Here is a 22,760-nt window from a genome sequence, read left to right as displayed (position 1 = left end):
ATGAGTACAATCGCAAGCGCTTATCGAATGCATTTTGAGCCGATTATCTTGAAGGGAGTGACCCTGGCCAGCGGCATCACGCAAGGGGAGCTGGCGCGGGCGGTCGGTGAGGTACTTGGTGTCACGCTCTCCCGCACCACCGTGAACCTCTGTATCAATCGGGGATACATCCCCCTCAGGCTTCCGGGGTTCAAAGACGCTGTGGAGCAGATTCTTTCGAGAGATTCACGTGCCATGTACTGGCTGATGAAAAACGAGATGACGGTCGCTGACGTCTGGTCGCCCTTGGGGCTGGAGCGGCGGAAAGCACAGCCGCACCCCAAAGACAGGCACAAGATCGACGGGGATGAAGAGCCGCACGACGAACCCGGCGATTCAGACACTGCCACAGTGACATGGGAGGTTGAGATGCTGCATCCGGACACGATGAAGCACTTCAGGTTGTTTAGACAGCCGTTCGGACCGAATGACGTGACCAGCGAACAGGATATCTACATGTCCGATGAGCACTGCTACATAGAGGCGGCGATGATGGACGCGGCCTTCAACGTGGGATTCATCGCGATCGTGGGTGAAGTCCAGAGCGGCAAGTCAGTCATCCGAAAAAAGGTCATGGAGAACCTCAAGCGTGAGGGAAGCGTGGCCGTGATCCACCCCCGCAGCAGGAGGATAAACGCCGATGAAAAACCACAATCCCGCGTTACCCCCAGCAGCCTCTGCGATGCCATCATCATGGGCATCTCGGATCAAAAGCCGCAGGTGAGGACGGAGCACAAAGTCCAGCAGCTTGAAAACCTTCTCATCTCCCGTGCAAACCAGGGCTACAAGCACGTTTTGATTATTGAGGAGGCGCAGAATCTGTCCCCGGTCACGCTGAAGTATCTGAAACAGTTCTATGAGATCGAGGACGGTTTCAAGAAACTCCTCGGCATCATCCTCATCGGACAGCCGGAGCTTAAGGACATGCTGGACGAAACCAGACACGTAGACATAAGGGAGGTGATCCGCCGGATCCAGATCGTAGAGATCAAAGGTCTGGACAATAATCTCCGGGATTACTTGGCGTTCAAGTTCAAAAGGATCGGCGCGAAGGTGGAAGACATCTTCGAGGAAAGCGCCTTTGAGGCTCTCGCTAAGCGGCTCACCGTCGAGGATTACAAGAAGCGGAAGATCTCGCACGCATACCCCGGCCTCGTCAATTCCTATGTGACCAGGGCCATGAATCTTGTCTGCGAGTTGGGAGGGACGAAGGTCACCGAGGAGGTGATCTATGGCATCTAAGGCGGTTCGCGACGGCAGGCAACCAATCACCCGCGGGCAGATCAGTGCCATCCATACCCTCAAGACACGACTCGGCATGGATGAGGAGAGCTATCGGGCACTGCTGCAGGAGTTTGGCGGAGTGGAGAGCAGCAAGGAGCTTTCGTGGTTCCAGGCGGATGAGCTGATTGACGAGATGAAGCGCAAGGCGGGCCAGAAGCCCCAGGTCAATCACAAGGGAAAGCGGCACAGAAGCCTTGAAGGCCGTGCCGGTATGGCTACCCCGGCGCAGTTGCGAAAGATCGAAGCCGTGTGGGCCGAGGTTAGCAGGGTTGAGGATCCGGAAGAGCGGGCGAAGGCGCTCCGCTCGTTTGTGGGAAAAATAGCACAGGTGTCGGACCTGCGGTTTCTGGACCGGCGGGGCGTGGCAAAGGTGATTGCAGCCCTGACCGCCATGCAGAAACGGCGCGGACTGGCATAACAAACCAGTGAAAGGAGAGGAGAGCATGAAGACCATCAGGAGAATGTTTGAGGCGGCAAAGGCAATCGGCGTGGCATGGATGCACCGGCGGAGGGCTGCGGACCGGGCGGCCGGCAACGCGTACCGTATCGCCATGAATGGCTGTCGGCATTAGGGAGGGCACGGACATGGAGAGGATCGGAGATGCGATTGATGAGCTGACCGCCGCGCGAGCCATGTTTTCTTTCATGGCCCAGGCGCTACACAGCTTAAATGAAATGCCCGATAGCAACTTAACCGAACAAGAGTCTTTCGGAATGCACGAGCTTTTCTTTCAACTCATGGCCAAGTTTGATGCAGTTCAGAAAATCCTGGAAGAAACACTGGAGGCAGAGACACTGAAATCAAGGAGGGCAACGAAATGACAGTTTCTCGTATGTGCGGGGTGGTTCCTCAGCCCGTAATGGAACAGGTGGTGTCAGCTGCTCCTGCGAATGGCACAAATCTGCGCGAGGCGCTCATCAATTGGCGTAATGCATGGCAAGACGCGTGTGATGGTGTTGTCTCGGCTCCTGCTGGCAAGGGATTTGAAGACCACCGCGCTTGCTATGATTTGGCCGCCGCACTGGCGGAAAGCCTTATTGCCGAAGGGAGTGGAAGTGATGACGAGGGATGAAATTCTGGAGGAACTGGAAGAGGCTTGCGCAATGATCACTTTCACGAAAGAGGCCATGCAATCGATATATGAGGTTGGCCGTATCTCCGACAAGCATGTCCCCGCTGGTCTTTTCTCTATGCTCCACTCCATTACGTGCAAAGTGCACGACGCGATGTACCATCTCGAATGCCTCGAAAATCCCCCAGTAACGGACGGATAGAACGGAGATGAACACAGCGGGTTAACGGGGCTAGAAGGCTTTGCTGAAAAGGTTCAGAACTGCCCGACACCGGCCACAAGCGCTGCGCCGTAGCCTGATTTCGCCTGTTTGAACTGTAGCCGGCGAGAGGAATGAAGAATTTCGATTTTGAGCGGTCGCAGGATGCAGGGTCTGTCCGTCCGTCGAATAATCCCTTGACACCCTGTTATAAACAAAATTTCGCGCTCTGGGAGGTTTTTTGAAGTGAGTCAGAACGGGGGAAAGGTCGGAAGTGACGTGGTGAATGAAACGATAACCATTCCCCGGGCGAAGTACGATGGCCTCCTTGCGACAATCAAACGGCAGAAGGAGGAAGTCGAAGCGCTGGAATATCGGATCAAGACTCTTTTGACGGAAGGCGAATGATCATGCACATGACGGCGGCCATCGACACCTGGCTTGGACAGCACGCGGGGTACTGCAACCGCTACGGCGCCCGGATCACCGAAGCCGTTTGCAACGCCAATCGCGAGAAAACCAGCGATTCACGTTGTTTCGGCTGCGGTGGTCTGGAGCCGGAAGCGCGGGAACTTGAAAGGCATGAACCGATAGTTTTCTTCAGCGAGGAAGAGGAGATCGAGCCGGCACCGGTTGTTGATCCGGATGAGGGAGACGATCTTCTCGATCTCTCCGAGATCGACCTTGATCCTGAAGAGGATGAACTGAGCACGCTTCAGCACACGCTCCTTGGGCTTCTGGGAAACGACGAGCCCGAGCTTGAACTTCCGCCGCTTCCCAAGAAGCCTGCAAAAAGGCGAGTGGCCGTATTCACCGGCCGCTGCCAGCGCTGCGGCGGCTACATGGTCAACGATCCGGAGCGGCAATATTCCGAAAATGACGATGAAGTGTACCGTTGCTTCTGCTGTGGCTGGCGAACCTCTCCCGGCTACATGTGGAACTTGCAGAACATTGCGCAGGGAAAGGGGAAGAAATGACCAAAGGCAAATCGTTTGCCGAGCGGAGCATCATCCAGGCTGAGAACACCTTGAAGGCATCGTTGGCGGCATTGGGTCTCCCTGTCAGGGGAAGCTATCCCCCTGGTGAGGTCTGCGCCATCCTCGGCATCGGCGATCGCACCTTCTGGTCCCTCGTTAATGGTTTCGAGAAAGACGAAGACGGCAGGATCAGGACGCCGGACAAGCTCGACAGCTTCATCCTGCGGACCAACCGACGGGTTGCCTACCTGGAGATTGTTGATTTCATCAGGCGCAACAACAGTTATCACCGCAGGGCCGGCAGCGGGATTCCGGCGGCCACCACCGGGGAGGCACCGGGGAGGAGCGTGAATGAATAACGGTAGGTCTTTGGCCGAACAGAGCATCATCCGCGCTGAGAACACCCTGAAAGCGGCCCTGGCAGCTCTGGAACTGCCAATCAGGGGAAGCTACCGGCCGGGGGAGGTCTGCGCCATTCTCGGCATTGGTGAATCTACATTCTGGCGTCTGCTTGCCCGCTACGAACGCGACGAGCGTGGCAACCTGCACCAGCCCGACTGCCTTGTCAGCTTCACCTTGGCTAATAACAGACGGGTCTCCTACCTGGAGCTTGTCAATTTCATCAGGCGCAATGAGGATTACCACCGTAAGACGAATGGGAAATCGGACAACGGAGAATGAGATGCTGGAGCAGATAAAAGAGCGGATCTTCACTTTCGGTGTAAAAAACCGAGCTTACCATGTCACGAGGTCTGAACACTCAGTTGGCAAAGATAGAGGTTTCAAAGCTCGTTACTTTCTGACCAGGGTGACCCGTCCCAGTTGGATGGTGGTCAGGATACGGATCTCTGCTGCGGACAAGGACTATCTTGCCGAGAATGACAACGCCGCAAGGGTCGCCATGAGCGAAAAACTGATAACCGAACAGTTGTGCCAGAATTGCCGAAGGGATAAGGCGCGCGAACCACCGACGTCCGAGCACCAAGAAAGTCAAAACCACACGTCAAATCTGCTTTGAACAGACCCCACGAAGGGAGAAACAGCGAATGGAAAATCAGAACTTGGAGAAATTGGGACGGCTTACATGCGCCACATTGCTGAAATCCGAACTTGCAGTGAGCCAGTTGCCGGCAGCAGTGCAGGATAAACTGTCCAAGCAGTTTTCCGGCAAAATCTTTGAACTGGAAACGTTGCAGAGCGCTATCAGAATGGAGAAAGAGATGCTTGATCGTCTTATGGGTTCCGGCACAGTACAGAGCGCCGGGCAGGTACGGGTTGTCAGGGATAGTGGCGAAAAACTGCAGGCAGCGTTCGATAAGATGTTTGACGTGCGGGTCTGCGATAATTTGCGCGATGTATCGGGCTTCACGAGTCTGCGCGCTGCCTATGTAGAGATGACCGGTGATTCTGATGTGACCGGGGTTCTCAACCCGCAGCAACTCAAACGGATGCAGGCCGCTTACGGTGATGCTACATTCGCCTACGTGCTGGGTAATACCCTCTATCGCCGACTCACTAACGACTATCGCGAGTGGACCGATTACGGCGTTTCCCGTTTAGTCGGGAACAACATCCGCAACGCCCGCGACTTCCGCACCCTTGAAAGCGTCCGCATCGGATATTACGGGGATATCCCCACCGTCAACACTGATAACGAGGATTATCCGGACCTTGGCGAGGTTGGCGACGAGAAAGTCGAGTATGCCCTCCAGGAGCGCGGCGGGATCATCACCATTAACCGCCGCATGATCCTGAATGACGATGTCCGCGTCATCCAGCGGATCATAAATCGGCTGCCACGCGCCGCCCGTCGTACCGTGGCAAAGAAAGTTTGGACTCCCTTCATTACCAATGCCGTCTACAAGGGCGATAATAAGGCAATCTTCCACACTGATCACGGCAACCTTGGTTCCACCGCTTACGGCATTGCTGCTGCCGAAGCAGCCCGCACCGCTATGTTTAAACAGACCGAACCGGATTCACTCGAAGCCCTCGGCTTGCGGCCGGTGACAGTTTCCTTCCCCTCCGATCTGCGCGGTCTGGTTACCAATGTCAACAACTTCAATCCCCAAGCGGTATCTGTCGAAAACGGCAACTCCATGTTCGGCTACTTCAAACAGGAGGGGCTTCTCGAAAACCCCTTCCAGACCGACCCCACAGACTGGTTTTTCTTCGCCGATCCCAACGAGGTGGAAATTGTGGAACTCGCCTTCCTTAACGGGCAGCAGGAACCTGTTATGACAGTGGCTGACAACCCGACATCTGGCGGGCAGATGTTTGCCGGCGGTCGCATCCAGTACCGCATCACCCACGATTTTGAGTCTGAGGTTGTCGATTATCGCGGCACCTTCAAAGCTACCGTGGCCTGATAGACAACCGGTAAGAATTGCCCTGGCCGAGATAGGCAGACCATAGGCCTGGGCATTGCTCATCCTCTCCTGATGGTGAGCCTCCTTGCCAATGGTCTGCCAGGGGCGCCGCCCGGAGAGACCCCGGCTACGTGCCGCTAATCCGGGCAACAATCTAAGGGTAAATCGGTAACTAAAAAGGCAGTAATTGGGAGGCATCCAATGGAAAACCGCGTTCAAGTCATATTTGAAGCCCTCAACCGGACCAAAACTACGTTCAATGAGCTATTGAAGGACACCGACAATTTCCGGCTGAAGGCGTCGGAGTTGGACAGCTTCCTTAAACAGGGTATCGGCTTTGGCATGTTTTATGGCCTTATCAATGAGGGGAAAAAAGCTATTGATACGAACGAGCAGGTTCAGAACTCGGTCAGGGGACTGGCAGCCGTGGCCCGCTACTCCGGTGAAGATATCGGCAAATCCCTTGATGTTTCGATGAAACTTGCATCAGACGGCCTCATAAATGTGCAGGAAGCCTCCCAGTCGCTCCAGAACCTTCTCTCCAGGGGCTATTCTCTGGAAGAATCTGTAAATATCCTCAATCGCCTGAAGGACGCGGCCGCGTTCAACCGTCAGTCTCACCTCTCGATGGGGGAAGCGGTAACGAGCGCCACCGAGGGCCTCAAAAACGAAAACAGCATCCTCGTGGACAATGCCGGAGTCACCAAAAACGTCAGCGTTATGTGGAAAGAGTATGCAAAGGAGCATGGCATCAGCGTTGACAAGCTGACCCTGGCTCAGAAGCGCCAGGCCGAATACAACGGTATCATGAAGGAAACCGAAGCTCAGGTGGGCAACGCCAAGCTCGCCATCGAGGGCATCACCGGTGCCAAAACCAAGATGCGTGAAGAAGTGTTCAAACTCCGTAACGCCTTGGGAGAAGGAGAATCAGGCCTGTTTATCGTTATGGCAAAGGGGATTGCATGGGCGCTGGACAACCTGCGCTCTTTCCTCGGGATGATTGAGATCACCGGCCTCAGTTATGGTAACTGGGCTGCTAAAATCGGTGCGACTCTTGACTGGATGAAGGGGGGCTTTTCGGGCGGTTTCGCGGGGTTAAAAGAAGAATTTGTCACTTTTGACAAGTATTTCGATGAACAGGTTAACAAGATTGTAAGGAAGTGGGATGGAGAAATAAGCGTCCCCGATATAGGCAAAGATAACGGTAAGCGTCGTCAGGATTCTAAGGGGGGCGCTAGCAACGATGCCGCCAAGGCCAAAAAACAGGCTGAAGACTGGGCCACCGTAGCCGCCGGGCTTAAAGCCGACCTGGCCAAGATCGGGCTCGACGATCTGGATCAGAAGCTCTCCGACCTGAACGCCAAGGCCGAGGAACTGCGCAAGAAGCCAAAGAGCGACAAGGGACTTATCGGTGAATGGCTCACCGGTATGTCGAGCCAGGCCATTGACGACGAAATCAAAAAACTCGACGACGAGATCGCCGCCCTGGAAGAAAAACGAGCGGAAGGCGAAGCTGAATGGGAAGAGGCCCTGAAACGCCGGGCCGCAGCGGCCCAGTCCGCCCGTGAGGCGGAGATCGACTATCAGCTCTCCATTATCACCACCCAAGAGAAATTCCTCCAGATGGGCCGGGGTGAGGCCACCGAGCAGCGCCTCGCCCTCACACAAAAGCTTCTCGCCTCCCAGGTGGCCTTTGCCGCCGGTATCGACCGGCTCGCCGACCCCACCGGCTGGCTGACCCAGCAAAAGGCAATCCAGGATACCCGCGACCGGCTCCTGGAACTGCAATTCCAGATGCAGGAGCAAACCGGCTCCCTGGCCGATGGGCTTGGTTACGGGTTCCAGAAGTTCATCCAGGATGCCCAGACGCTGTTCCAACAGGGGTCATCCCTAGCGGAACAGACCGCCCGAGGCATGGAGGGGGCGTTCTCCACCTTCTTCTTCGACGCCATGACCGGCAAGCTGGAAAGCCTGTGGGATTACATCCGTGGCTTCCTGGAGTCCGTCGCCAAGGCCGTGGCCGAGGTAATGGCCCAGGTGGTGGCGCAGCAGATGATCGGCGCGGCCATCGGCGGCGCTTCGGGGCTCGAATTCATCAACGCCGGGCCGCAGACGATGCTGTTTCACGAGGGGGGGCTCGTGCCCCGGTTCCATTTCGGCGGATTAGCCGCCGACGAAGTCCCGGCCATCCTCCAAACCAAGGAGCGCGTACTCTCCCGCGAGCAGAACGCCCTGTTCGAGCGTTTTGCCAACAAGGCCGAAGGGACAGGTGACGTCAATATCACTCTTATAAACCAGACCGGCCAGCCGCTCAAAGCCACGGCTCTCCCGTTACGACAGTCGATGCGCGGTTTAGTGCGAGAAATTTCCTTGGAACTGGCTGACACTGATCCAACTTACAGAAGCAGGTTTAACATTAGCTGAGTGATAAGGAGAATTCAGCTATGGCCAAAGTAATCGGCTTACCGCACAGGGTAACGGTTCGGCAAGAGCGCGTGGACGAAGAAGTGCTCAGACGGCTTGAGCATATTGAACCGGAAATCAGGGAAGATCTTGCCCGGTTCGTCGAACAAATAAGCGCCACAATGGGAGAATTCCATTTCGAGTTTAACCTAGCCGAGCATCCTTATAATGAGTTGATCCAGTCCGTATGCATGCAGATTGTCAGCGGGTACACGGTCCAAATATCGTGGATACTGAAGATGTTGGTCGATTACAAAATTGAGGATCTCAGGCGGGCAAGGGAGTTGTGAGACGCGCCATCGCAAAGAAAGGCATTAAGGGTGTCCACATATTCGAAGAAGCATTAAATCAGAACATGGGTGAGATAGGCGCGATATTTAAAAAGGCCGGTTTCGATATTACGACGAAGTTGAGCGAGTAAGCTGGAAAATCAATACCGATGAATTATGGGGCGGGGAAATCCGCCCTTTTCTTTTGCCGAATCAAAACATAATTGACCCCGTCAAGCGTTTTGAAGGGTTGAGTTATGACGATTTTGGTGCCAGAGTTATGACATCGCCGCTCATATAAACCCGACCGGGGTTCTCCATCCCCAAGGGAACGATAATACAATAGCGCAAATTTGCTGCCGGTTCGCGGTTGATTTTTGACTTCATGTGCGGGTAGTATGAAAGTCGATTTCGGCCCGGTTCGAAGCGGCCGGTATTTTCCCCACAACAAAGCACCCTCAATTTTAAATCCACGAAGGTTTGATCATCATGCTCCACCGTTTGCTGCTTGCCACAATGCTTACTCTATGCCTCGCGTTTTCCGCTTCATCCCAAAACATACCCCATCCACTGGACGAGAAGCTCGAAAAGGCTGCCCAGAGGCTAAAAGCCAAAGATTACCGCGGAGCACGCGAAAATGCCCGCACCGCTGACGACGCACCGGAGAAGTATCTGATTGCCGGTGTTTCCGCCTACCGGCTGGAAGATTGGGCCGAAGCGGCCGATTTACTGGGCAAGGCGGCCAAGGAACTGCCTCTTCTCGCCGACTATTCTCTCTCCTGGCAGGCCGATGCCCTCTACCGGGCCAGCCGGTATGAAGAGTCCATAGAAGTACTTAAAACACTGATTCGCGAATGGCCGGAAAGCGCTTTCATCCGCACGGCGAAACTGCTCTATGCCGACAACCTCTTTGCCCTCAAAAATTTTAAAGATGCAAAAGCCTCTTACATCCGCTTCGTTGAAATCTATCCTTCGGGCAGAGACTCCCTGACCGCCGTCTACCAGGCAGCCCGCTGCCGGGAGGGGCTCGGCGAGGAGGAAAAAGCCGTCCAGGAATTGCGGAGCCTCTGGCTGTCCTATCCCGCCTCACCGGTTGCAGAGGATGCGGAAGAAAAAATGCGCGAACTGGCAAGCAAGGGATTTCCTGCCGCCCCATACACCGCCGACGAACTTTTCAAGCGGGCCGGCACCCTCTACAATCTCGGCCGCTACCAGCAAGCCGTCAAAGCCTTTGACGCGATCCCCCTTGCCAATCAACCGGCAGAATTCATCGCCCGCCTCACCCTCAACAGCGGCCAGGCCCTCTACAAAGCCCGGCACTTCACTGATGCCGAACGTACTTTCGCCCGACTTGCGGGACAGGAATTGCCGCAGGACCTTGCCGACAAGGTGTATTTCTGGCATGCCAAGGCCCTGGAACGGATCGGCAAAAGCGACGAAGGCTTCAGTACTTATCTCAGGATAGCCGAGAAATCCCCCCGTGGCGACCTGGCCGACGATGCACTCCTGGAAGCGGCATTCATTCGCAAGTTCCAGGGGCGATACCAGGAACAGTACACCCTTCTCGACCGGCTGCTATCGTCAACAACCAATTCCGGACTGAGGCAACGGGCCACATGGGAAGCGGCCTGGGCTCTCTACAATGTTAAAGATTTCGCGAAAGCAGCCGATTTTTTCAGAGCTCTGCACGATTCAACTGATTATCGGGAACGCGCCGTTTACTGGCATGCCCGGGCCCTGGAAGCAGCCGGTGACAAGGAAGGGGCAACCGCATCATTCGCAAAAGTCATAGAAGAGTTCCCCCTTACCTTCTATGGCTACCAGGCCCGTGCAGCGATGAATATCGGCGAAGAGCCGCCATCCATCACACCTGAACCACCCCTGTCGTCCCTGCCGATACCTCCGGGCTTCGAGCGGATCAAGCTTTTGATAAGCGTCGGGCTCCACGACGAGGCCAGAAAGGAACTTTTCGCCATCAGGAAGAGAAACGGCCTTAAAGAGAAGACCCTTCTCGGCGTGGCCCGCCTGTATCTTGAAATGGGTGACTATAACTCGGCAGGCGCCATTTACCGGGGCCATGTCCCCCGCAGGATCGACGGAGATTCCATCACTCAATGGGGACTCATCTATCCCCAGGCCTTCCGGGAAACCGTGGCACGCCAGGCTGCCGGACAAAAGGTCCCCCTGGAGCTTGTCTATGCCATCATCAAGGCAGAGAGCAGCTTTTCGCCGACCGTCGTCTCCCCTGCCGGAGCCGTGGGGCTCATGCAGCTCATGCCTTCCACCGCCAAGGGGATGGTAACGGGAGAAAACGGCACCGGCGCCATCGCCACCCGCCTGACGGACCCCGAATTCAACGTAAGCCTTGGAGTGCGCCACCTGAAATGGCTGCTGGATCAGTACAACGGCGACACCGTTGCCGCCGTTGCCGCATACAACGCAGGCTCCACTCCCGTCGACCGTTGGCGTCGCAACCTTTCGTATCAGCGCAACGATGAGTTCATCGAAAATATACCCTATTACGAAACCAGGGAATATGTGAAAAAAGTATTCACCGGCACCCAACTCTACCGCACCCTCTATCCGGCACATCCCGACAAAGAAGCACAGCGGATGACAGGTGGCAGGGAGGACAATCTGCTGAATGCCCTGCTTGACAGAGGCACCGACAAGCAGGGAGAAGCAACGATTACCGCTTCACCGTCTCCATAATATTCTCTCGATTTTTCCCAAGTTACCGAAGTTGTCTTTATCGGTGTGCACCTCTCAAGAATCAGCTCACAAACCGGAGGATTCTCCATGCAGGAACACCAGAAACCGCCAATATGCCAGGCGATATTACGCATGCTGCTGTTCGGAGCGGCAACAGTTCTGTCCCTTTCGGCAACGGCAAATGCCGAAACTCTTTCCCTTAATGAATGCCTGAGCAGGGCCGCCACGGGCAACTACTCCCTGACCGTAACTGCCCATGACACCCGGATTGCCGCAGAGGATATCACCCAGGCCAAAAGCGGCTATCTTCCCAAACTTGATATCCAGGGGGGGTACACTCTGCAAGCAGCCCCCCAGGCCGTCGCCATCAGGGGCCAGGAGGCCGAAACCCAGGACGCGAACTTCGGATTCTTCGGTCTCTCCGCCACCCAGACCATCTACGACTTCGGCCGCACCTCATCCCGCACCCGACGGGCGTCACTCCTCAAGGACGCCGTTGACAGCACCTACCATGCCAGTGAACAGGATGTTTTCATGCAGGTGGTCGAGGCCTATTACGGCATTCTCGAAGCGCGGAAAATCATCGGGGCAGCCGACGAGGAGGTGATTCAAAGATCCGATCACCTGCGGATAGCCACAAACCTCTACGAACAGGGGGTAGTAACGCGCAACGACCTCCTCCAGGCAGAAGTCAAGCTGGCCGACAGCCGCCAGAAAAGGCTGGCCGCGGCAAATCTTGCTGAAAACCGCTGGCTCTATCTCAACTACCTGACCGGCAGCCCCCTCCCCTTCCGGGCTGATCTTGAGGAAAAGAATCCCCTTGATGCCCTTCCGGACGGAAATGCCGCCGAACAAAAGGCCTTGGCGAACCGTCCCGAACTTGTGTCCCAAGCCAAGATAGTTGAGGCGGGTGAAGCGGAAGTGTCCGCATCCCGTTCCAACTACTACCCTGAGCTTTTTGCCAAGGGGAGTATCGACTATGTGGAGAACAGCAAGGTGCGGGAACAGGCCATCTACGCCGCCACCGTGGGGGTGCGCTTAAATCTTTTCGACGGTTTAACCACCACTTCGCGACTCCGTCAGTCCACGGCGGACCTGATGAAGCAACGGGATAATCTGCGCCTTGCCCGAGAGCAGATCCGACTGGAACTGGCAACGGCCATCAATGATGCCCGCGTTGCCGCCGAGCAGATCCGGACGGTGGAAACGGCAATCCGCCAGGGGGAAGAGAACCTGCGCATCAACCGGGACCGGTATCAGGCCCAGGTGGGGACGGCAACCGACGTCATTGACGCCCAAACGCTCCTCACTCAGATCAGGACCGATTATTTCCGGGCTGTATTCAACTACCAGGTTGCAACGGCCAGAGTCAAAAAAGCGATGGGGGAACTGTAGGAATGAGTCTGGAAGGATCTACGGAAGATACACAGGGGGAAAACACCGCCGTGACGGAAGCCGGAGAAAACAACCCGCAGAATAAACGGCGGGGCGGCGGGCGTAAAAGGGCCGGAGTCATCCTTATCCTGATTATTGCCGTCTGCCTCTTGGCCGGATTGCGCTGGCTCGTCAGAAGCAAAACCCACATTACGACAGACAATGCGTTCATCGAAGCACACATCCACCCTGTGTCGCCCCGTGTTCCGGGCACTGTGACCACCGTCTACGTACATGACAACCAGCTGGTAAAAAAGGGAGAGCCTCTCGTGGAGCTCGACCCTTCCGACTATGATGTGCGTGTTCAGGTGGCGGCGGCCGATCTGGACATGGCGCGGAACGAGACTTCCGGCGACTACGCCCAGGTGGAAGCAGCACGGGCCCTGGTTGCCCATGGGAGGGCGGGGCTCGATCAAGCAGAGCTTGATCTCAAAAGGGGCAGCGCACTCTTTGCCAAGGAAGTCATTCCCCGTGAGCAGATCGACCGGCTCGAGACAGCCCGCAGAGTGGCGGCAGCCCAGCTTCGCGAGGCCGAGGAAGGGGTACGCAAGGCCCAGGCCCAATTGGGACTTGCCGGAAGCGGCGGCAAGGAGGCACGGGTCGCCCAGCGCGAGGCAAAGCTGCGCGAGGCAGCCCTCAGTCTCTCCTACACGAAGATTGTCTCCCCTGCCAACGGCTACGTGACCCGCAAGTCTGTTGAACCGGGCACGACAATCCAGCCCGGGCAGCCTCTCATGGCCGTGGTTGCCCTCGACGATGCCTGGGTAACGGCCAACTACAAGGAAAGCCAGCTTTCCCACATGAAACCGGGACAGCGGGTGACATTCATCGTGGATGCCTACCCTTCCCGCACCTTCACCGGCAGAGTGGAAAGCATCATGGCGGGGACAGGCGCAGCCTTCTCGCTGCTTCCCCCCGAAAACGCCACCGGCAACTACGTAAAAGTGGTGCAGCGGGTGCCGGTAAAAATCGTGGTCGATCCCGAGAGCGACCCGCAACACCTGCTTCGGGTAGGGATGAGCGTAGTCCCAACCGTAATGGTTGAGCGGAAAATCGGCGAAATCCTCAAGGATTTCTTACCCTTCTAGGATTTATCTTGGATACGCCGGTAAAGGAAATCAACAAGTGGATTATCACACTCACCGTGATGCTCCCGACTATCATGGAAATCGTGGACACGTCCGTGGCCAACGTGGCGCTCCCGCACATGCAGGGGAGCCTCAACGCAGGCACCGACGAAGTTACGTGGGTCCTGACCTCCTACATGGTGAGCAACGCCGTGGTGCTTCCCATGACCGGCTGGCTCGCCCGCGTTTTCGGCAGAAAGCGCTTCCTCATCACCTGCATAACGCTCTTCACCCTCGCCTCACTCCTCTGCGGCGCCGCCCCGAACCTGCCGTTACTGATATTCTTCCGCATTCTCCAGGGAGCGGCAGGAGGCGCCCTCATCCCCAGCAGCCAGGCAATCCTCCTGGAGACATTCCCTCCCCATGAGAGGGGAATGGCCAACGCCATCTTCGGCATCGGGGCCATGTTCGGACCGATCATCGGTCCGGCGCTCGGCGGCTGGATCACCGACAACCTCAACTGGCGCTGGATATTCTACATCAACATCCCCATCGGCATCATTGCCGTCATTATGGCCAATTACTTCATTTTCGACCCGCCGTACCTGCGCCGGGCAAAAGTAGCCATCGACTGGTGGGGGCTGAGCTTGCTGATCATCGGCCTGGGAGCTCTCCAGATAGTCCTCGACAAGGGGCAGCAGGATGACTGGTTCAACTCCTCTTTCATTATTACCTGCGCCATACTCTCGGCTGCGGCACTGCTGGCGCTCATTTACATCGAGCTGAAGCATGAGCACCCCATCGTCAACCTGCGCCTCTTCCAAAACGTCTCATTTTCAGCCGGAAATTTCGTTCTGTTCATGATCGGCTTCGGGCTCTACGGTTCCATCGTGCTCCTCCCCCTCTTCCTCCAGACCCTGATGGGATACGATGCCACCCTTGCCGGGATGGTCCTGGCGCCGGGCGGTGTCGCGACACTCATCACCATGCCCTTTGTCGGGGTAATCATCTCCAAATATGACGGGAGGAAAGTGGTGCTGGCGGGGCTCATCATCAGCGCATGGGCCATGTTTCAGATGCGGGGATTCACGCTGGAGGCAGGTTACTGGGACTTTGTCTGGCCGCGGGTAATACTGGGCGTGGGGCTCGCCATGCTGTTTGTACCCCTGTCGACACTCACCCTCGGCTCCATTCCGAAGGAGGAAATGGGCAATGCCACCGGTTTGTACAATCTTTTGCGCACGGTCGGCGGCAGCGTCGGCATTGCCGTCTGCGCGACGCTCCTCTCCCGCTACCATCAATTCTATCAGAACGTACTTGTGGACAGCGTCTCGCCATACAATCCAGTTGCCAGGCAACAACTGGAGCAACTGAAACAGGGCTTCATGCTCCGGGGCATTGATGCCGTGAGCGCCGACAAGGCATCATTGGCGGCCATCTATGGCATAGTTCAGCGCCAGGCGGGAATGCTCGCCTACAACCATATTTTCTGGATTGTGGGATTAACGTTTCTGGGGGTAATGCCGTTCCTGCTCCTGCTGAAGAGGCAGAAAACAGCCGCAGATTCTGAAGGTGTTCACTAGCGGTTGTTATGGCGAGGAAGAAGAGTCGGTGAGAATCTCGTCCCGCAGCTCATTCACATCATCGGGCCGAGGCGGAAAATGTGCCGCAAGTTCAACACCGCACGCAGAAATTACCGCAACGAGAGCATCGCAGGCACGCCCCTGCCGGAGGCCATCGGCAAGCTCGGAGGCAAGCTTTCGCCAGAAATCGGGCGAAATTTTCTCGTTGATCCCCCGGTCGCCCAAGATCCAGACCTTATGTTCCAGAAGGGATATGAAAATGAGAATGCCGGTTTCCCCTCTAGTCCGGTAGAGACCTTTCTCGTAAAATGCCCTTACCGCCCTTTCCCGCACCGTTTCGGCAAGCCGTAGGCGGCCGGCAAAGGGGAGTTTGAGACGCGGCACGAGCCTGAAGAGATACCGGCAGGGGAAATAAAACAGCACCACAAGGGGGATGTACGACCAGATGGTCACATGGTGGACCGCCACGGCAACGATGACCGACAAAAGCCCGGACAGAAGCATGGCGCCGAGGATATCCGCCTCTCGATAGCTATCGCTGGCATCCACCACCATGGTGGCAATTTCGCCGGAAGTCCCGCGTTCCGACTCTGCCACTGCGGCACGGATCCGCTCCCGTTCCCCAGGGGTGAAAAAATCATCCGCCTTATTCACGCATTCCCCCCCACGCCGAAATCACCAGTCACCCGACGCTCCTCCACCGCCAAATCCGCCACCGCCACCAGAAAAACCTCCCCCGCCCGATGACCAGCCGCCGCCGAACCCTCCACCGAAACCGCCGCCGTAGGTGGTGCCGCCCCAATGGCCGCCTCCCCCTCCTCCTCCACTGCCAAAGAGAAAGGCCAGGAAGATGCCGAGCAAAAATCCGGCAACACCTAATCCCGCGAGAATCGCCAGTCCCAGGCCGGGAAAGGTGAGCGCGGCCACTATCGGCAACCCTGCTGCCCCGGCAAGGCCGCCGAGCAGGCGCGAAAAAGCCCCCATGAAAACGCACGCGACACCGAGGAAAAAGAGGAGCCCCGCCACCGGCGGCGCGCTCTTTCGCCCCTGCCGGAGATCGCGCGGCGTGGCGGCGTACTCCCCCTTCACCGTGGCCATGATGGCAGAGACGCCGGCCATGACGCCGCCGTCAAAATCTCCCTGTCGGAAACGGGGGGTAATCTCCCCCCGGATGATGCGTCCCGAAACGAGGTCGGTGAGTGTTCCCTCAAGCCCTCGGCCAACCTCTATCCTCACCTTGCGTTCAGCTTTCGCCACCAGAAGGATTGCCCCATTGTCCTTCCCCTTCTGGCCAATCTGCCATGCCTCCGCAACCCGGATGGAAAACGACTCAAGATCATCGCCGTCCAGGGAAGGCACCGTGAGGACCACGATCTGGGTCGAGTCGCTCTGCTCGAATCCGGCAAGGGTCTGCTCAAGCTGGCTTACCGTGCCGGCAGAGAGCACGCCGGCGTAGTCATTCACATATCCACGCAAAGGCGGCACGTCGAGGGCCGACACAAGCGCCGGGATCAGGAGCAGGAATATGGCAAGGAGAAGGCGTTTCATTCAGGGCACGGTTAGAACTTCACCTTGGGCGCCGCCTTTGCCCCCTCTTCAGCCTTGAAGGGCTCCTTCCGCTCCAAGTGCAGCAGGAAGTTGTTTGTTAGGTTATTGGGGAAACTGCGGATGCTGGTATTGAAGTCCTGGACCGCCTTGTTGTACCGGGTACGGGCCACGTTGATCCGGTTCTCGGTCCCCTCCAGCTGGTTCTGGAGATCGAGGAAATTCTGGTTCGCCTTGAGGTCGGGATAGCGCTCCACAACCACCATCAGCCGGGAAAGGGCGCTGGAAAGCTCCCCCTGGGCCTGCTGGAATTTGGCGAACGTTTCGGGGTTGTTGAGCGTATCCTTCGTCACCTGCATGGACCCCACCTTGGCCCGGGCCTCGGTGACAGCCATGAGAGTGTCGGCCTCGTGCTTGGCGTACCCTTTGACAACCTCCACAAGATTTGGAATAAGGTCGGCCCGCCGCTGGTACGCTGCCTCCACATCACCCCAGGAGGCAAAGACCGCCTCTTCCTGGGCCTGCATGACGTTATAGCCGCATCCGGACAGCATCGAAAGCATAACCACTGCAAAAACGAGCTGGACTATTCGTTTCATAAATCCTCCGGTTGAGTAGTTTGTCTCAAAGCATAATCACGATTAACTGCGTTGTCATCCCCGCGGTACAAAAATTTCATTGCGATCAGAATGCCGTTGCAGGCAATGGAAAAACTGTTGGCGACAATGAGTGGAATGTCTCCGATAATGACGCCATAGGCGAGCCACAAAATCATTCCGCAAACAAGGATAACCGGCTGCCAGATGGATATATCGTGCACGCGCTTCGTGCGGTACGCCCTTGCTACCTGGGGCACAACCGCAATGCTTGTCGTCGCGCCGGCCACAAGGCCAAGCATGGTTTCCACGTTCATTGCCCCTTTTTCCCCCTGAATTGGTCCGTGGCCCAATCGATTTGCGTCATCATGCCGCGCATGATGGTTACCTCGCGGTCATCCAGCTCGGCACGGGAAAAAATGCGGCGAAGCGTGCGAATAATGTGGTCAGGGTTCTGGGGATTGAGGAAACCGATTCGCATGAGCGTTCGCTCCATCTGCCCGAAGAATGCCTCTTGAGAAGCGCTTCCGGCAAGGGTACGGGCTTCGCCGGACAGGGTTCCCTCCCCGATACCCGTAAAGAGCTCATAGCAGAAAATGAGCACCGCCTGGGCCAGGTTCAGGGAACCATACTCCGACGAGGTGGGGATAGTGGCATGCCACCGGCAGAGGGAAAGCTCATCGGTGGTGAGACCGCTGTCCTCGCGGCCGAACACGAGCGCTGCACGGTTCCCGGTCAGGTTTGCCCCGATCTTCCGCACGATCTCCTGGGGGCTGAATATCTCCTGGCGGTACTTCCCATGGCGCCGGGTGGTTGCCACGGAAAGCTCCGTATCGGCCAGGGCATCCTCAAGAGATGGAAACACCCTGGTCGTCTCCAGAAGGTCCTTTGCAGAGACGGCAAACTTGAATGCTTCGGGATGGTCAATGGGACACCCCTTCACAATGCGAAGCTCTGACAGGCCCATATTCTTCATGGCCCGGCAGACCATTCCCACATTCCCCGGGCTTTGTGGTTCAACAAGCACAACAGCAATTCTGTCTCTAATCGAAACGTTCATCAAAGTTCTCCAGTATCTGCTTACTGCTCATCACGAGTCGTGCGGCGTCCTTCACGCATTCTTTTTAAACGTGTCCGGGCCGGTTTGCGCCTGAACCAGGCATGGACGAAATGGAAGAGCCACATACCAAAAATCAAGGCGGCAAGAATCCCCAGCAGATGCATCTCGTAGCGGCTCACATCATCCACAAACAGCGAGGCGCTCTTCCCGAAAAAATAACCAGCCAGGGAAAATGCCACCGCCCAGATGAAAGCACTCGCCAGGTTGAGGAAGAGGAAACGTACCGCCGGGAAGGTCGTCATACCGAGAATTATCGGGAGAATGATTCTAAAACCGTAGGTATATCGCGAGACGAATGCGACAAAGGTTCCGTACTTTTCAATGAGCCTCAAGGCTTTACGGAACTTGCGGGCGATAAGGGTGAACATCTTGAGCAGCCACGGCCCCTTCCACCGCCCAAGGTAAAAGTAGAACTGGTCGCCGAGGAACGCGCCCCCCAGAGCCGTTACAATTACTCCGGGTAGTTGCAGGTATCCCTGGAAAGCAAGGAATCCGGCCAGGATAAGCCCGGCCTCGCCCTCAAGGAAAGTCCATAGGAAGAGCACCCAATAGCCGTGTTGTTGCAGATATTCACCGAAAAGATGGTGCATGCAGTCCCCGAGCATGGGCGGAGCAGGCTGTTCCGGGCCGACAAACGAGAAAAGGGCCTCTCAGCCCTTTTCTCGAATATTCAAGCTCCAATCAAGAGCCTTAACGCAACAACTTCAGAAGGTAAATAAACGTTCCACCCACCGAAAGGCCCGAAAAGAGGCCGGCATAATCATGAACTGTTGCGGAGAAGCCGCGGCGTCCCTGGTATAAATCAGGAACCACGCCTCCCAGGTTCTGCATAATAATATTCCAGTCCGCGTCCCAGTTGTAAACCTGGAGGTATAGCTCCGCACCTTTCCAGAGGAAAAGGGCGATAAAGACAATACCAAATCCGATGAACCCCTTGGCGATAACCGAATCGCGGATCTGTACGTAAATCTTTCTGACCATATCGAGGTTTACCAGGGAGAGGAAAACCCAGGTGGTATTCTCAATCATGCTGATGTTACGGAGTACCGTGTACTGGGGCTCGGGATTGATGAAAACAAACACCACCGAAGCGGCAACAACACCCAGAACGGTGAGATATACTGCTGCCTTGCTGCCGCCGAGCTCGAGAGTTCGGCTGAAGATGTAATACTCCTGGAATCCATGGGTCATGACCATAATCGCAATGGTGCCGATGATGTAGTGAATGGCCTCAAGCTGCGTATAAGCGGTCCAAGGCATATCAAGGGCCTTCTCGATCACATAGAGCTGGCTCAGGAAAATCAGGAAGAAGCCCATGGAAATACTGGTCCAGACCCTGGCGTTTCCGATGCTGAAATAGAAGCTGATACATCCCGCCAGGAACCAGAATACTATCTGTACAAGGTCAACCGTGGTGATATCCGCCATTGTTCCCCCACCCTGCTATAAAAATCTTCCGTCAACGGCCACTCATATCCGTTGAGCAATCTCAGTTCTCATGGTATCCAGCATCTCTTTCGTTTTTGAAATACTGGTTAGCAGCTTCGCACCCTTCTCCACTCCGCCCAGGAAAGCACCAGCAAGCGCACTATCCAGCAGAATCTTGCGGCCGCCCCGATCATTAAGCTCCTTCTCAACCAGGGACACACCCATCTTGCCCACATAGGCCTTGGCCACTTCTTTCAGGTCATCTTCCAGTTCCCGGAGCTTATCTTCCTCCTGGTACCGGTCAACAACTTCAGCCTCCCTGCGGATTTTGTCCCGTTCGGACGCAAACCTGCTGCTTGTGGAATCCCAAAGCTTAGCAACGTTAACCATCTCGAGCAGGTCGTAGTGCATCAGCTCATCGACACTTTTCGTGGACAAAATGTCGATTTTAGCACCGGGAAGGCCTGCAATTTTCTGGGATTCGGTTGCTGAAGTTTCAATATCGGTGGAACCATCGTGGAAAAAGCCGAGGGGAGCCCCCTCCTTGTAAAAGATAAGAGCCGTCCGCTCATCGGTGTAAATCCTGAGACAACCGTTGAGCCTCTTGGCTTTCATCTTCTCAAGGAGCCCCTTGACATCTATCAGTTTCAATTCCTGGTTTTCGTAGAGAACATCACCGTGAATCGCGGCATGCAGGCACATCACAAGATCCTTGGAGAGCTTGTAAACACTAAGACTCCCGCCACCGCTGAAAATATCCGAACAGACACCGGCAATCGCCTCAAAACCGGTGAGTTTCTTGCCCCCCTGCTCATGCATGGCACTGATCAGCTTACCAGCTTCAAAGAAGAGAATTGCCAAAGATGAGGGGAAGGTGAAATTGAGGTAACCAGTAAATCCACCCGATCTGAGCTTCTCAAACATGTCAGGAAGCTTCACCTTGGCAGCGGCGATATTTTCATACAGTGGATTTCCCTTGGGAAGAAGGAACATCCCAATCTCCTTGGTCAGAAGTTTTTCACAAAGTAATCGATTTAATGGTGTGAGTCAAAGCTTAAGTACAATTCAATCATATAAAGGTAACCGCGCTATTCGATGTATTTATATACTCCAGAATGCCTCGAACCGCAAGAATCTGGAATCGGAACAAAAAAAGGCCCGAGCCAGCGGCCCGGGCCTTTCCAGTAATCCACGAAGGAAATGAATTAAGCCTTCGCAGCCAATGCCTTATCGTAGCCAAGTTGGAAAGCTTTCCTGTTCAGCTCGATAAAAGCTTCAGGTACACGCGCGAGAACAGCTTTCTCGGCATTTTCCTTGTCAACCACCTCGGTCAGAGCAACCATGGCGCCAAGTGCAACGATATTGGCAACAATCTCACGACCCACTTCATTCTTGGCCGTGTTGATAATCGGGAACGAAACAACCTTGAAATTCCCCTTCGGCTGAGTCTTAACGAGGTCGGAGTCGATGAGCAGAACACCACCCTCTTTCAGGTCATGGGAATACTTGTCACAGGCCTCTTGCGTAAGAGCGAGAAGCGCATCAACACGGGTTGCCTTAGGATAGTCGATAGCTTCATCAGAAATGACAACCTCTGACTTAGATGCACCACCGCGGGCCTCAGGACCATAACTTTGAGACTGTACAGCCTGAATGCCCTGATAAATAGAGGCTGCCTCGGCCATGATTACACCAGCCAGAATCAGGCCCTGACCGCCAGCCCCGGAAAAACGAATCTCATATCTTCCTGCCATCTGTGTAGTCTCCTTTGCAAACAGGGTGATTATTTGGCAGCCTGGGCACGCTGGAGAACCTTCGCGTACTCCTCGCAGTACTCGGGTTTTTCAACCTTATGCAGAACACCCGTAAGAATCTTGCCTTCAAGCTGTTCAGCCGTCATCTTCTCGGCAGCCTTAACCGGTACGGCTACTTCCTTGAGACGGTTCATCATCTCGACAACCGACTTGTACTTGTTGCGGCGTCCGTAGGTAGTCGGGCAGTCATCGAGGATTTCGACAACGGAGAAGCCTTTGTGCTGAATAGCTTCAGCAATGAGCTTGTCGAGCTGTGCAGCATGATATGCAGTACCGCGGGCGACAAAAGTTGCGCCTGCGCCGATGGCAAGCTTGGCAATGTCAAAACCGGGGTCAGGGTTGCCGTAAGGGGTCGTGGATGCCTTTGCACCCGTCGGGGTACAAGGAGAGAACTGGCCGCCAGTCATCCCGTAGATGTAGTTGTTCATGATGATGTAGGTCATGTCGATGTTACGACGGCAGGCATGGATGAAGTGGTTGCCGCCGATAGCCGTACCATCGCCGTCACCACCGCACAGGATAACCGTCATCTCAGGCTTTGCCATCTTGACGCCAGTGGCAAATGCAGCAGCGCGGCCATGGGCCGTGTGCAGCGTACAGCAATCGATATAACCCGGCAGACGTGAAGCGCAGCCGATACCCGAAACAATGGCGGTCTCTTCCTTTTTGAGGTTCAGAGAGTCCATTGCACGGATAAGGCCTTTCATGACAATCCCGTGGCCGCAGCCAGGGCACCATATATGCGGCAGTTTACCGGGACGGATATACTTATCGTAATCAAACGCCAT

General features: G+C 55.7%; 27 protein-coding genes. 17 read left to right on the top strand and 10 right to left on the bottom strand.

Translation table 11 applies throughout. The features are described 5' to 3' along the window. From JZM60_RS12205 to JZM60_RS12130, 17 genes are all read left to right on the top strand, one after another. Complete coding sequence (locus tag JZM60_RS12205) at positions 1–1,281, top strand: ExeA family protein (protein ID WP_207162723.1); 1,281 nt, start codon at positions 1–3, stop codon at positions 1,279–1,281. Then, positions 1,271–1,741, top strand: a complete 471-nt coding sequence (locus tag JZM60_RS12200) for a regulatory protein GemA (protein ID WP_207162722.1) — start codon at positions 1,271–1,273, stop codon at positions 1,739–1,741. Before JZM60_RS12205 ends, JZM60_RS12200 begins: the two co-directional genes overlap by 11 nt. 25 nt (positions 1,742–1,766) lie before the next feature. Next, the gene (locus tag JZM60_RS16865; protein WP_277603725.1) at positions 1,767–1,895 is read left to right on the top strand and encodes a hypothetical protein; all 129 of its coding nucleotides are present in this window, start codon (positions 1,767–1,769) and stop codon (positions 1,893–1,895) included. 13 nt (positions 1,896–1,908) lie between these two features. Next, the gene (locus JZM60_RS12195) at positions 1,909–2,145 is read left to right on the top strand and encodes a hypothetical protein (RefSeq protein ID WP_207162721.1); all 237 of its coding nucleotides are present in this window, start codon (positions 1,909–1,911) and stop codon (positions 2,143–2,145) included. After that, complete coding sequence (locus JZM60_RS12190; RefSeq protein ID WP_207162720.1) at positions 2,142–2,396, top strand: hypothetical protein; 255 nt, start codon at positions 2,142–2,144, stop codon at positions 2,394–2,396. The genes JZM60_RS12195 and JZM60_RS12190 overlap by 4 nt, the downstream gene beginning before the upstream one ends. 445 nt (positions 2,397–2,841) lie before the next feature. Next, entirely contained in the window at positions 2,842–3,003 is a 162-nt protein-coding gene (locus JZM60_RS12185) for a hypothetical protein (protein WP_207162719.1), read from the top strand. After that, the gene (locus JZM60_RS12180) at positions 3,000–3,572 is read left to right on the top strand and encodes a hypothetical protein (RefSeq protein ID WP_207162718.1); all 573 of its coding nucleotides are present in this window, start codon (positions 3,000–3,002) and stop codon (positions 3,570–3,572) included. Before JZM60_RS12185 ends, JZM60_RS12180 begins: the two co-directional genes overlap by 4 nt. Then, positions 3,569–3,931, top strand: a complete 363-nt coding sequence (locus JZM60_RS12175) for a DNA-binding protein (RefSeq protein WP_207162717.1) — start codon at positions 3,569–3,571, stop codon at positions 3,929–3,931. The genes JZM60_RS12180 and JZM60_RS12175 overlap by 4 nt, the downstream gene beginning before the upstream one ends. Further along, positions 3,924–4,253, top strand: coding sequence for a DNA-binding protein (locus JZM60_RS12170; protein WP_207162716.1), 330 nt, complete (start codon positions 3,924–3,926; stop codon positions 4,251–4,253). Before JZM60_RS12175 ends, JZM60_RS12170 begins: the two co-directional genes overlap by 8 nt. 1 nt (position 4,254) lies before the next feature. After that, positions 4,255–4,590: a hypothetical protein gene (locus JZM60_RS12165; protein ID WP_207162715.1), complete on the top strand. Its 336-nt coding sequence runs from the start codon at positions 4,255–4,257 to the stop codon at positions 4,588–4,590. Between the two features lie 28 nt (positions 4,591–4,618). After that, a complete protein-coding gene (locus JZM60_RS12160) occupies positions 4,619–5,941 on the top strand; it encodes a phage major capsid protein (RefSeq protein ID WP_207162714.1) in 1,323 nt (440 codons plus the stop codon). Between the two features lie 201 nt (positions 5,942–6,142). After that, entirely contained in the window at positions 6,143–8,365 is a 2,223-nt protein-coding gene (locus tag JZM60_RS12155; RefSeq protein WP_207162713.1) for a phage tail tape measure C-terminal domain-containing protein, read from the top strand. 20 nt (positions 8,366–8,385) lie between these two features. Continuing rightward, positions 8,386–8,694 carry a hypothetical protein gene (locus JZM60_RS12150; protein ID WP_207162712.1) on the top strand — a complete coding sequence of 103 codons (309 nt, stop codon included), beginning with the start codon at positions 8,386–8,388 and terminating at the stop codon, positions 8,692–8,694. A 468-nt stretch (positions 8,695–9,162) separates the two neighbouring features. Beyond that, the gene (locus tag JZM60_RS12145; RefSeq protein WP_207162711.1) at positions 9,163–11,385 is read left to right on the top strand and encodes a transglycosylase SLT domain-containing protein; all 2,223 of its coding nucleotides are present in this window, start codon (positions 9,163–9,165) and stop codon (positions 11,383–11,385) included. Between the two features lie 87 nt (positions 11,386–11,472). Then, on the top strand, positions 11,473–12,780 hold the full coding sequence (locus JZM60_RS12140) for a TolC family protein (RefSeq protein WP_207162710.1): 1,308 nt from the start codon (positions 11,473–11,475) through the stop codon (positions 12,778–12,780). 2 nt (positions 12,781–12,782) lie between these two features. Beyond that, positions 12,783–13,907, top strand: coding sequence for an HlyD family secretion protein (locus tag JZM60_RS12135; RefSeq protein ID WP_207162709.1), 1,125 nt, complete (start codon positions 12,783–12,785; stop codon positions 13,905–13,907). A 59-nt stretch (positions 13,908–13,966) separates the two neighbouring features. Next, on the top strand, positions 13,967–15,469 hold the full coding sequence (locus JZM60_RS12130; protein WP_207165588.1) for a DHA2 family efflux MFS transporter permease subunit: 1,503 nt from the start codon (positions 13,967–13,969) through the stop codon (positions 15,467–15,469). 6 nt (positions 15,470–15,475) lie between these two features. Here JZM60_RS12130 and JZM60_RS12125 read toward each other — a convergent pair whose 3' ends face one another. The 10 genes from JZM60_RS12125 to JZM60_RS12080 all read right to left on the bottom strand — a co-directional run bounded on the left by JZM60_RS12125 (position 15,476) and on the right by JZM60_RS12080 (position 22,760). Further along, positions 15,476–16,123, bottom strand: a complete 648-nt coding sequence (locus tag JZM60_RS12125; RefSeq protein WP_207162708.1) for a TPM domain-containing protein — start codon at positions 16,121–16,123, stop codon at positions 15,476–15,478. A 21-nt stretch (positions 16,124–16,144) separates the two neighbouring features. Continuing rightward, positions 16,145–17,017 (bottom strand): TPM domain-containing protein, encoded by an 873-nt coding sequence (locus tag JZM60_RS12120; RefSeq protein WP_207162707.1) that lies wholly within the window; start codon positions 17,015–17,017, stop codon positions 16,145–16,147. An 11-nt stretch (positions 17,018–17,028) separates the two neighbouring features. Further along, positions 17,029–17,613 carry a LemA family protein gene (locus JZM60_RS12115; RefSeq protein ID WP_207162706.1) on the bottom strand — a complete coding sequence of 195 codons (585 nt, stop codon included), beginning with the start codon at positions 17,611–17,613 and terminating at the stop codon, positions 17,029–17,031. After that, a complete protein-coding gene (locus tag JZM60_RS12110; RefSeq protein WP_207162705.1) occupies positions 17,610–17,927 on the bottom strand; it encodes a SemiSWEET family sugar transporter in 318 nt (105 codons plus the stop codon). The genes JZM60_RS12115 and JZM60_RS12110 overlap by 4 nt, the downstream gene beginning before the upstream one ends. Then, positions 17,924–18,670 carry an RNA methyltransferase gene (locus JZM60_RS12105; protein ID WP_207162704.1) on the bottom strand — a complete coding sequence of 249 codons (747 nt, stop codon included), beginning with the start codon at positions 18,668–18,670 and terminating at the stop codon, positions 17,924–17,926. The genes JZM60_RS12110 and JZM60_RS12105 overlap by 4 nt, the downstream gene beginning before the upstream one ends. A gap of 20 nt (positions 18,671–18,690) precedes the next feature. After that, positions 18,691–19,320, bottom strand: a complete 630-nt coding sequence (locus JZM60_RS12100; RefSeq protein WP_207162703.1) for a DedA family protein — start codon at positions 19,318–19,320, stop codon at positions 18,691–18,693. 100 nt (positions 19,321–19,420) lie between these two features. Further along, complete coding sequence (locus JZM60_RS12095) at positions 19,421–20,158, bottom strand: hypothetical protein (protein WP_207162702.1); 738 nt, start codon at positions 20,156–20,158, stop codon at positions 19,421–19,423. A gap of 42 nt (positions 20,159–20,200) precedes the next feature. After that, positions 20,201–21,151, bottom strand: a complete 951-nt coding sequence (locus JZM60_RS12090) for a DUF4388 domain-containing protein (protein ID WP_207162701.1) — start codon at positions 21,149–21,151, stop codon at positions 20,201–20,203. Between the two features lie 212 nt (positions 21,152–21,363). Further along, positions 21,364–21,912 carry a 2-oxoacid:acceptor oxidoreductase family protein gene (locus JZM60_RS12085; RefSeq protein ID WP_207162700.1) on the bottom strand — a complete coding sequence of 183 codons (549 nt, stop codon included), beginning with the start codon at positions 21,910–21,912 and terminating at the stop codon, positions 21,364–21,366. A gap of 29 nt (positions 21,913–21,941) precedes the next feature. Next, entirely contained in the window at positions 21,942–22,760 is an 819-nt protein-coding gene (locus JZM60_RS12080) for a thiamine pyrophosphate-dependent enzyme (protein WP_207162699.1), read from the bottom strand.

It is taken from the genome of Geobacter benzoatilyticus (assembly GCF_017338855.1).
GTDB lineage: Bacteria > Desulfobacterota > Desulfuromonadia > Geobacterales > Geobacteraceae > Geobacter > Geobacter benzoatilyticus.
Note: the sequence above shows the minus strand (reverse complement) of the source record. Positions and strands in the feature narration are given on the sequence as shown.

Excerpts from the sequence above, each read along its gene's own strand:
- JZM60_RS12205 (WP_207162723.1), top strand. The coding sequence starts at position 1 with ATGAGTACAATCGCAAGCGCTTATCGAATGCATTTTGAGCCGATTATC.
- JZM60_RS12200 (WP_207162722.1), top strand. The coding sequence starts at position 1,271 with ATGGCATCTAAGGCGGTTCGCGACGGCAGGCAACCAATCACCCGCGGG.
- JZM60_RS16865 (WP_277603725.1), top strand. The coding sequence starts at position 1,767 with ATGAAGACCATCAGGAGAATGTTTGAGGCGGCAAAGGCAATCGGCGTG.
- JZM60_RS12195 (WP_207162721.1), top strand. The coding sequence starts at position 1,909 with ATGGAGAGGATCGGAGATGCGATTGATGAGCTGACCGCCGCGCGAGCC.
- JZM60_RS12190 (WP_207162720.1), top strand. The coding sequence starts at position 2,142 with ATGACAGTTTCTCGTATGTGCGGGGTGGTTCCTCAGCCCGTAATGGAA.
- JZM60_RS12180 (WP_207162718.1), top strand. The coding sequence starts at position 3,000 with ATGATCATGCACATGACGGCGGCCATCGACACCTGGCTTGGACAGCAC.
- JZM60_RS12175 (WP_207162717.1), top strand. The coding sequence starts at position 3,569 with ATGACCAAAGGCAAATCGTTTGCCGAGCGGAGCATCATCCAGGCTGAG.
- JZM60_RS12170 (WP_207162716.1), top strand. The coding sequence starts at position 3,924 with ATGAATAACGGTAGGTCTTTGGCCGAACAGAGCATCATCCGCGCTGAG.
- JZM60_RS12165 (WP_207162715.1), top strand. The coding sequence starts at position 4,255 with ATGCTGGAGCAGATAAAAGAGCGGATCTTCACTTTCGGTGTAAAAAAC.
- JZM60_RS12160 (WP_207162714.1), top strand. The coding sequence starts at position 4,619 with ATGGAAAATCAGAACTTGGAGAAATTGGGACGGCTTACATGCGCCACA.
- JZM60_RS12155 (WP_207162713.1), top strand. The coding sequence starts at position 6,143 with ATGGAAAACCGCGTTCAAGTCATATTTGAAGCCCTCAACCGGACCAAA.
- JZM60_RS12150 (WP_207162712.1), top strand. The coding sequence starts at position 8,386 with ATGGCCAAAGTAATCGGCTTACCGCACAGGGTAACGGTTCGGCAAGAG.
- JZM60_RS12145 (WP_207162711.1), top strand. The coding sequence starts at position 9,163 with ATGCTCCACCGTTTGCTGCTTGCCACAATGCTTACTCTATGCCTCGCG.
- JZM60_RS12140 (WP_207162710.1), top strand. The coding sequence starts at position 11,473 with ATGCAGGAACACCAGAAACCGCCAATATGCCAGGCGATATTACGCATG.
- JZM60_RS12135 (WP_207162709.1), top strand. The coding sequence starts at position 12,783 with ATGAGTCTGGAAGGATCTACGGAAGATACACAGGGGGAAAACACCGCC.
- JZM60_RS12130 (WP_207165588.1), top strand. The coding sequence starts at position 13,967 with ATGCTCCCGACTATCATGGAAATCGTGGACACGTCCGTGGCCAACGTG.
- JZM60_RS12120 (WP_207162707.1), bottom strand. The coding sequence starts at position 17,017 with ATGAAACGCCTTCTCCTTGCCATATTCCTGCTCCTGATCCCGGCGCTT.
- JZM60_RS12115 (WP_207162706.1), bottom strand. The coding sequence starts at position 17,613 with ATGAAACGAATAGTCCAGCTCGTTTTTGCAGTGGTTATGCTTTCGATG.
- JZM60_RS12110 (WP_207162705.1), bottom strand. The coding sequence starts at position 17,927 with ATGAACGTGGAAACCATGCTTGGCCTTGTGGCCGGCGCGACGACAAGC.
- JZM60_RS12105 (WP_207162704.1), bottom strand. The coding sequence starts at position 18,670 with ATGAACGTTTCGATTAGAGACAGAATTGCTGTTGTGCTTGTTGAACCA.
- JZM60_RS12100 (WP_207162703.1), bottom strand. The coding sequence starts at position 19,320 with ATGCACCATCTTTTCGGTGAATATCTGCAACAACACGGCTATTGGGTG.
- JZM60_RS12095 (WP_207162702.1), bottom strand. The coding sequence starts at position 20,158 with ATGGCGGATATCACCACGGTTGACCTTGTACAGATAGTATTCTGGTTC.
- JZM60_RS12090 (WP_207162701.1), bottom strand. The coding sequence starts at position 21,151 with ATGTTCCTTCTTCCCAAGGGAAATCCACTGTATGAAAATATCGCCGCT.
- JZM60_RS12085 (WP_207162700.1), bottom strand. The coding sequence starts at position 21,912 with ATGGCAGGAAGATATGAGATTCGTTTTTCCGGGGCTGGCGGTCAGGGC.
- JZM60_RS12080 (WP_207162699.1), bottom strand. The coding sequence starts at position 22,760 with ATGGCGTTTGATTACGATAAGTATATCCGTCCCGGTAAACTGCCGCAT.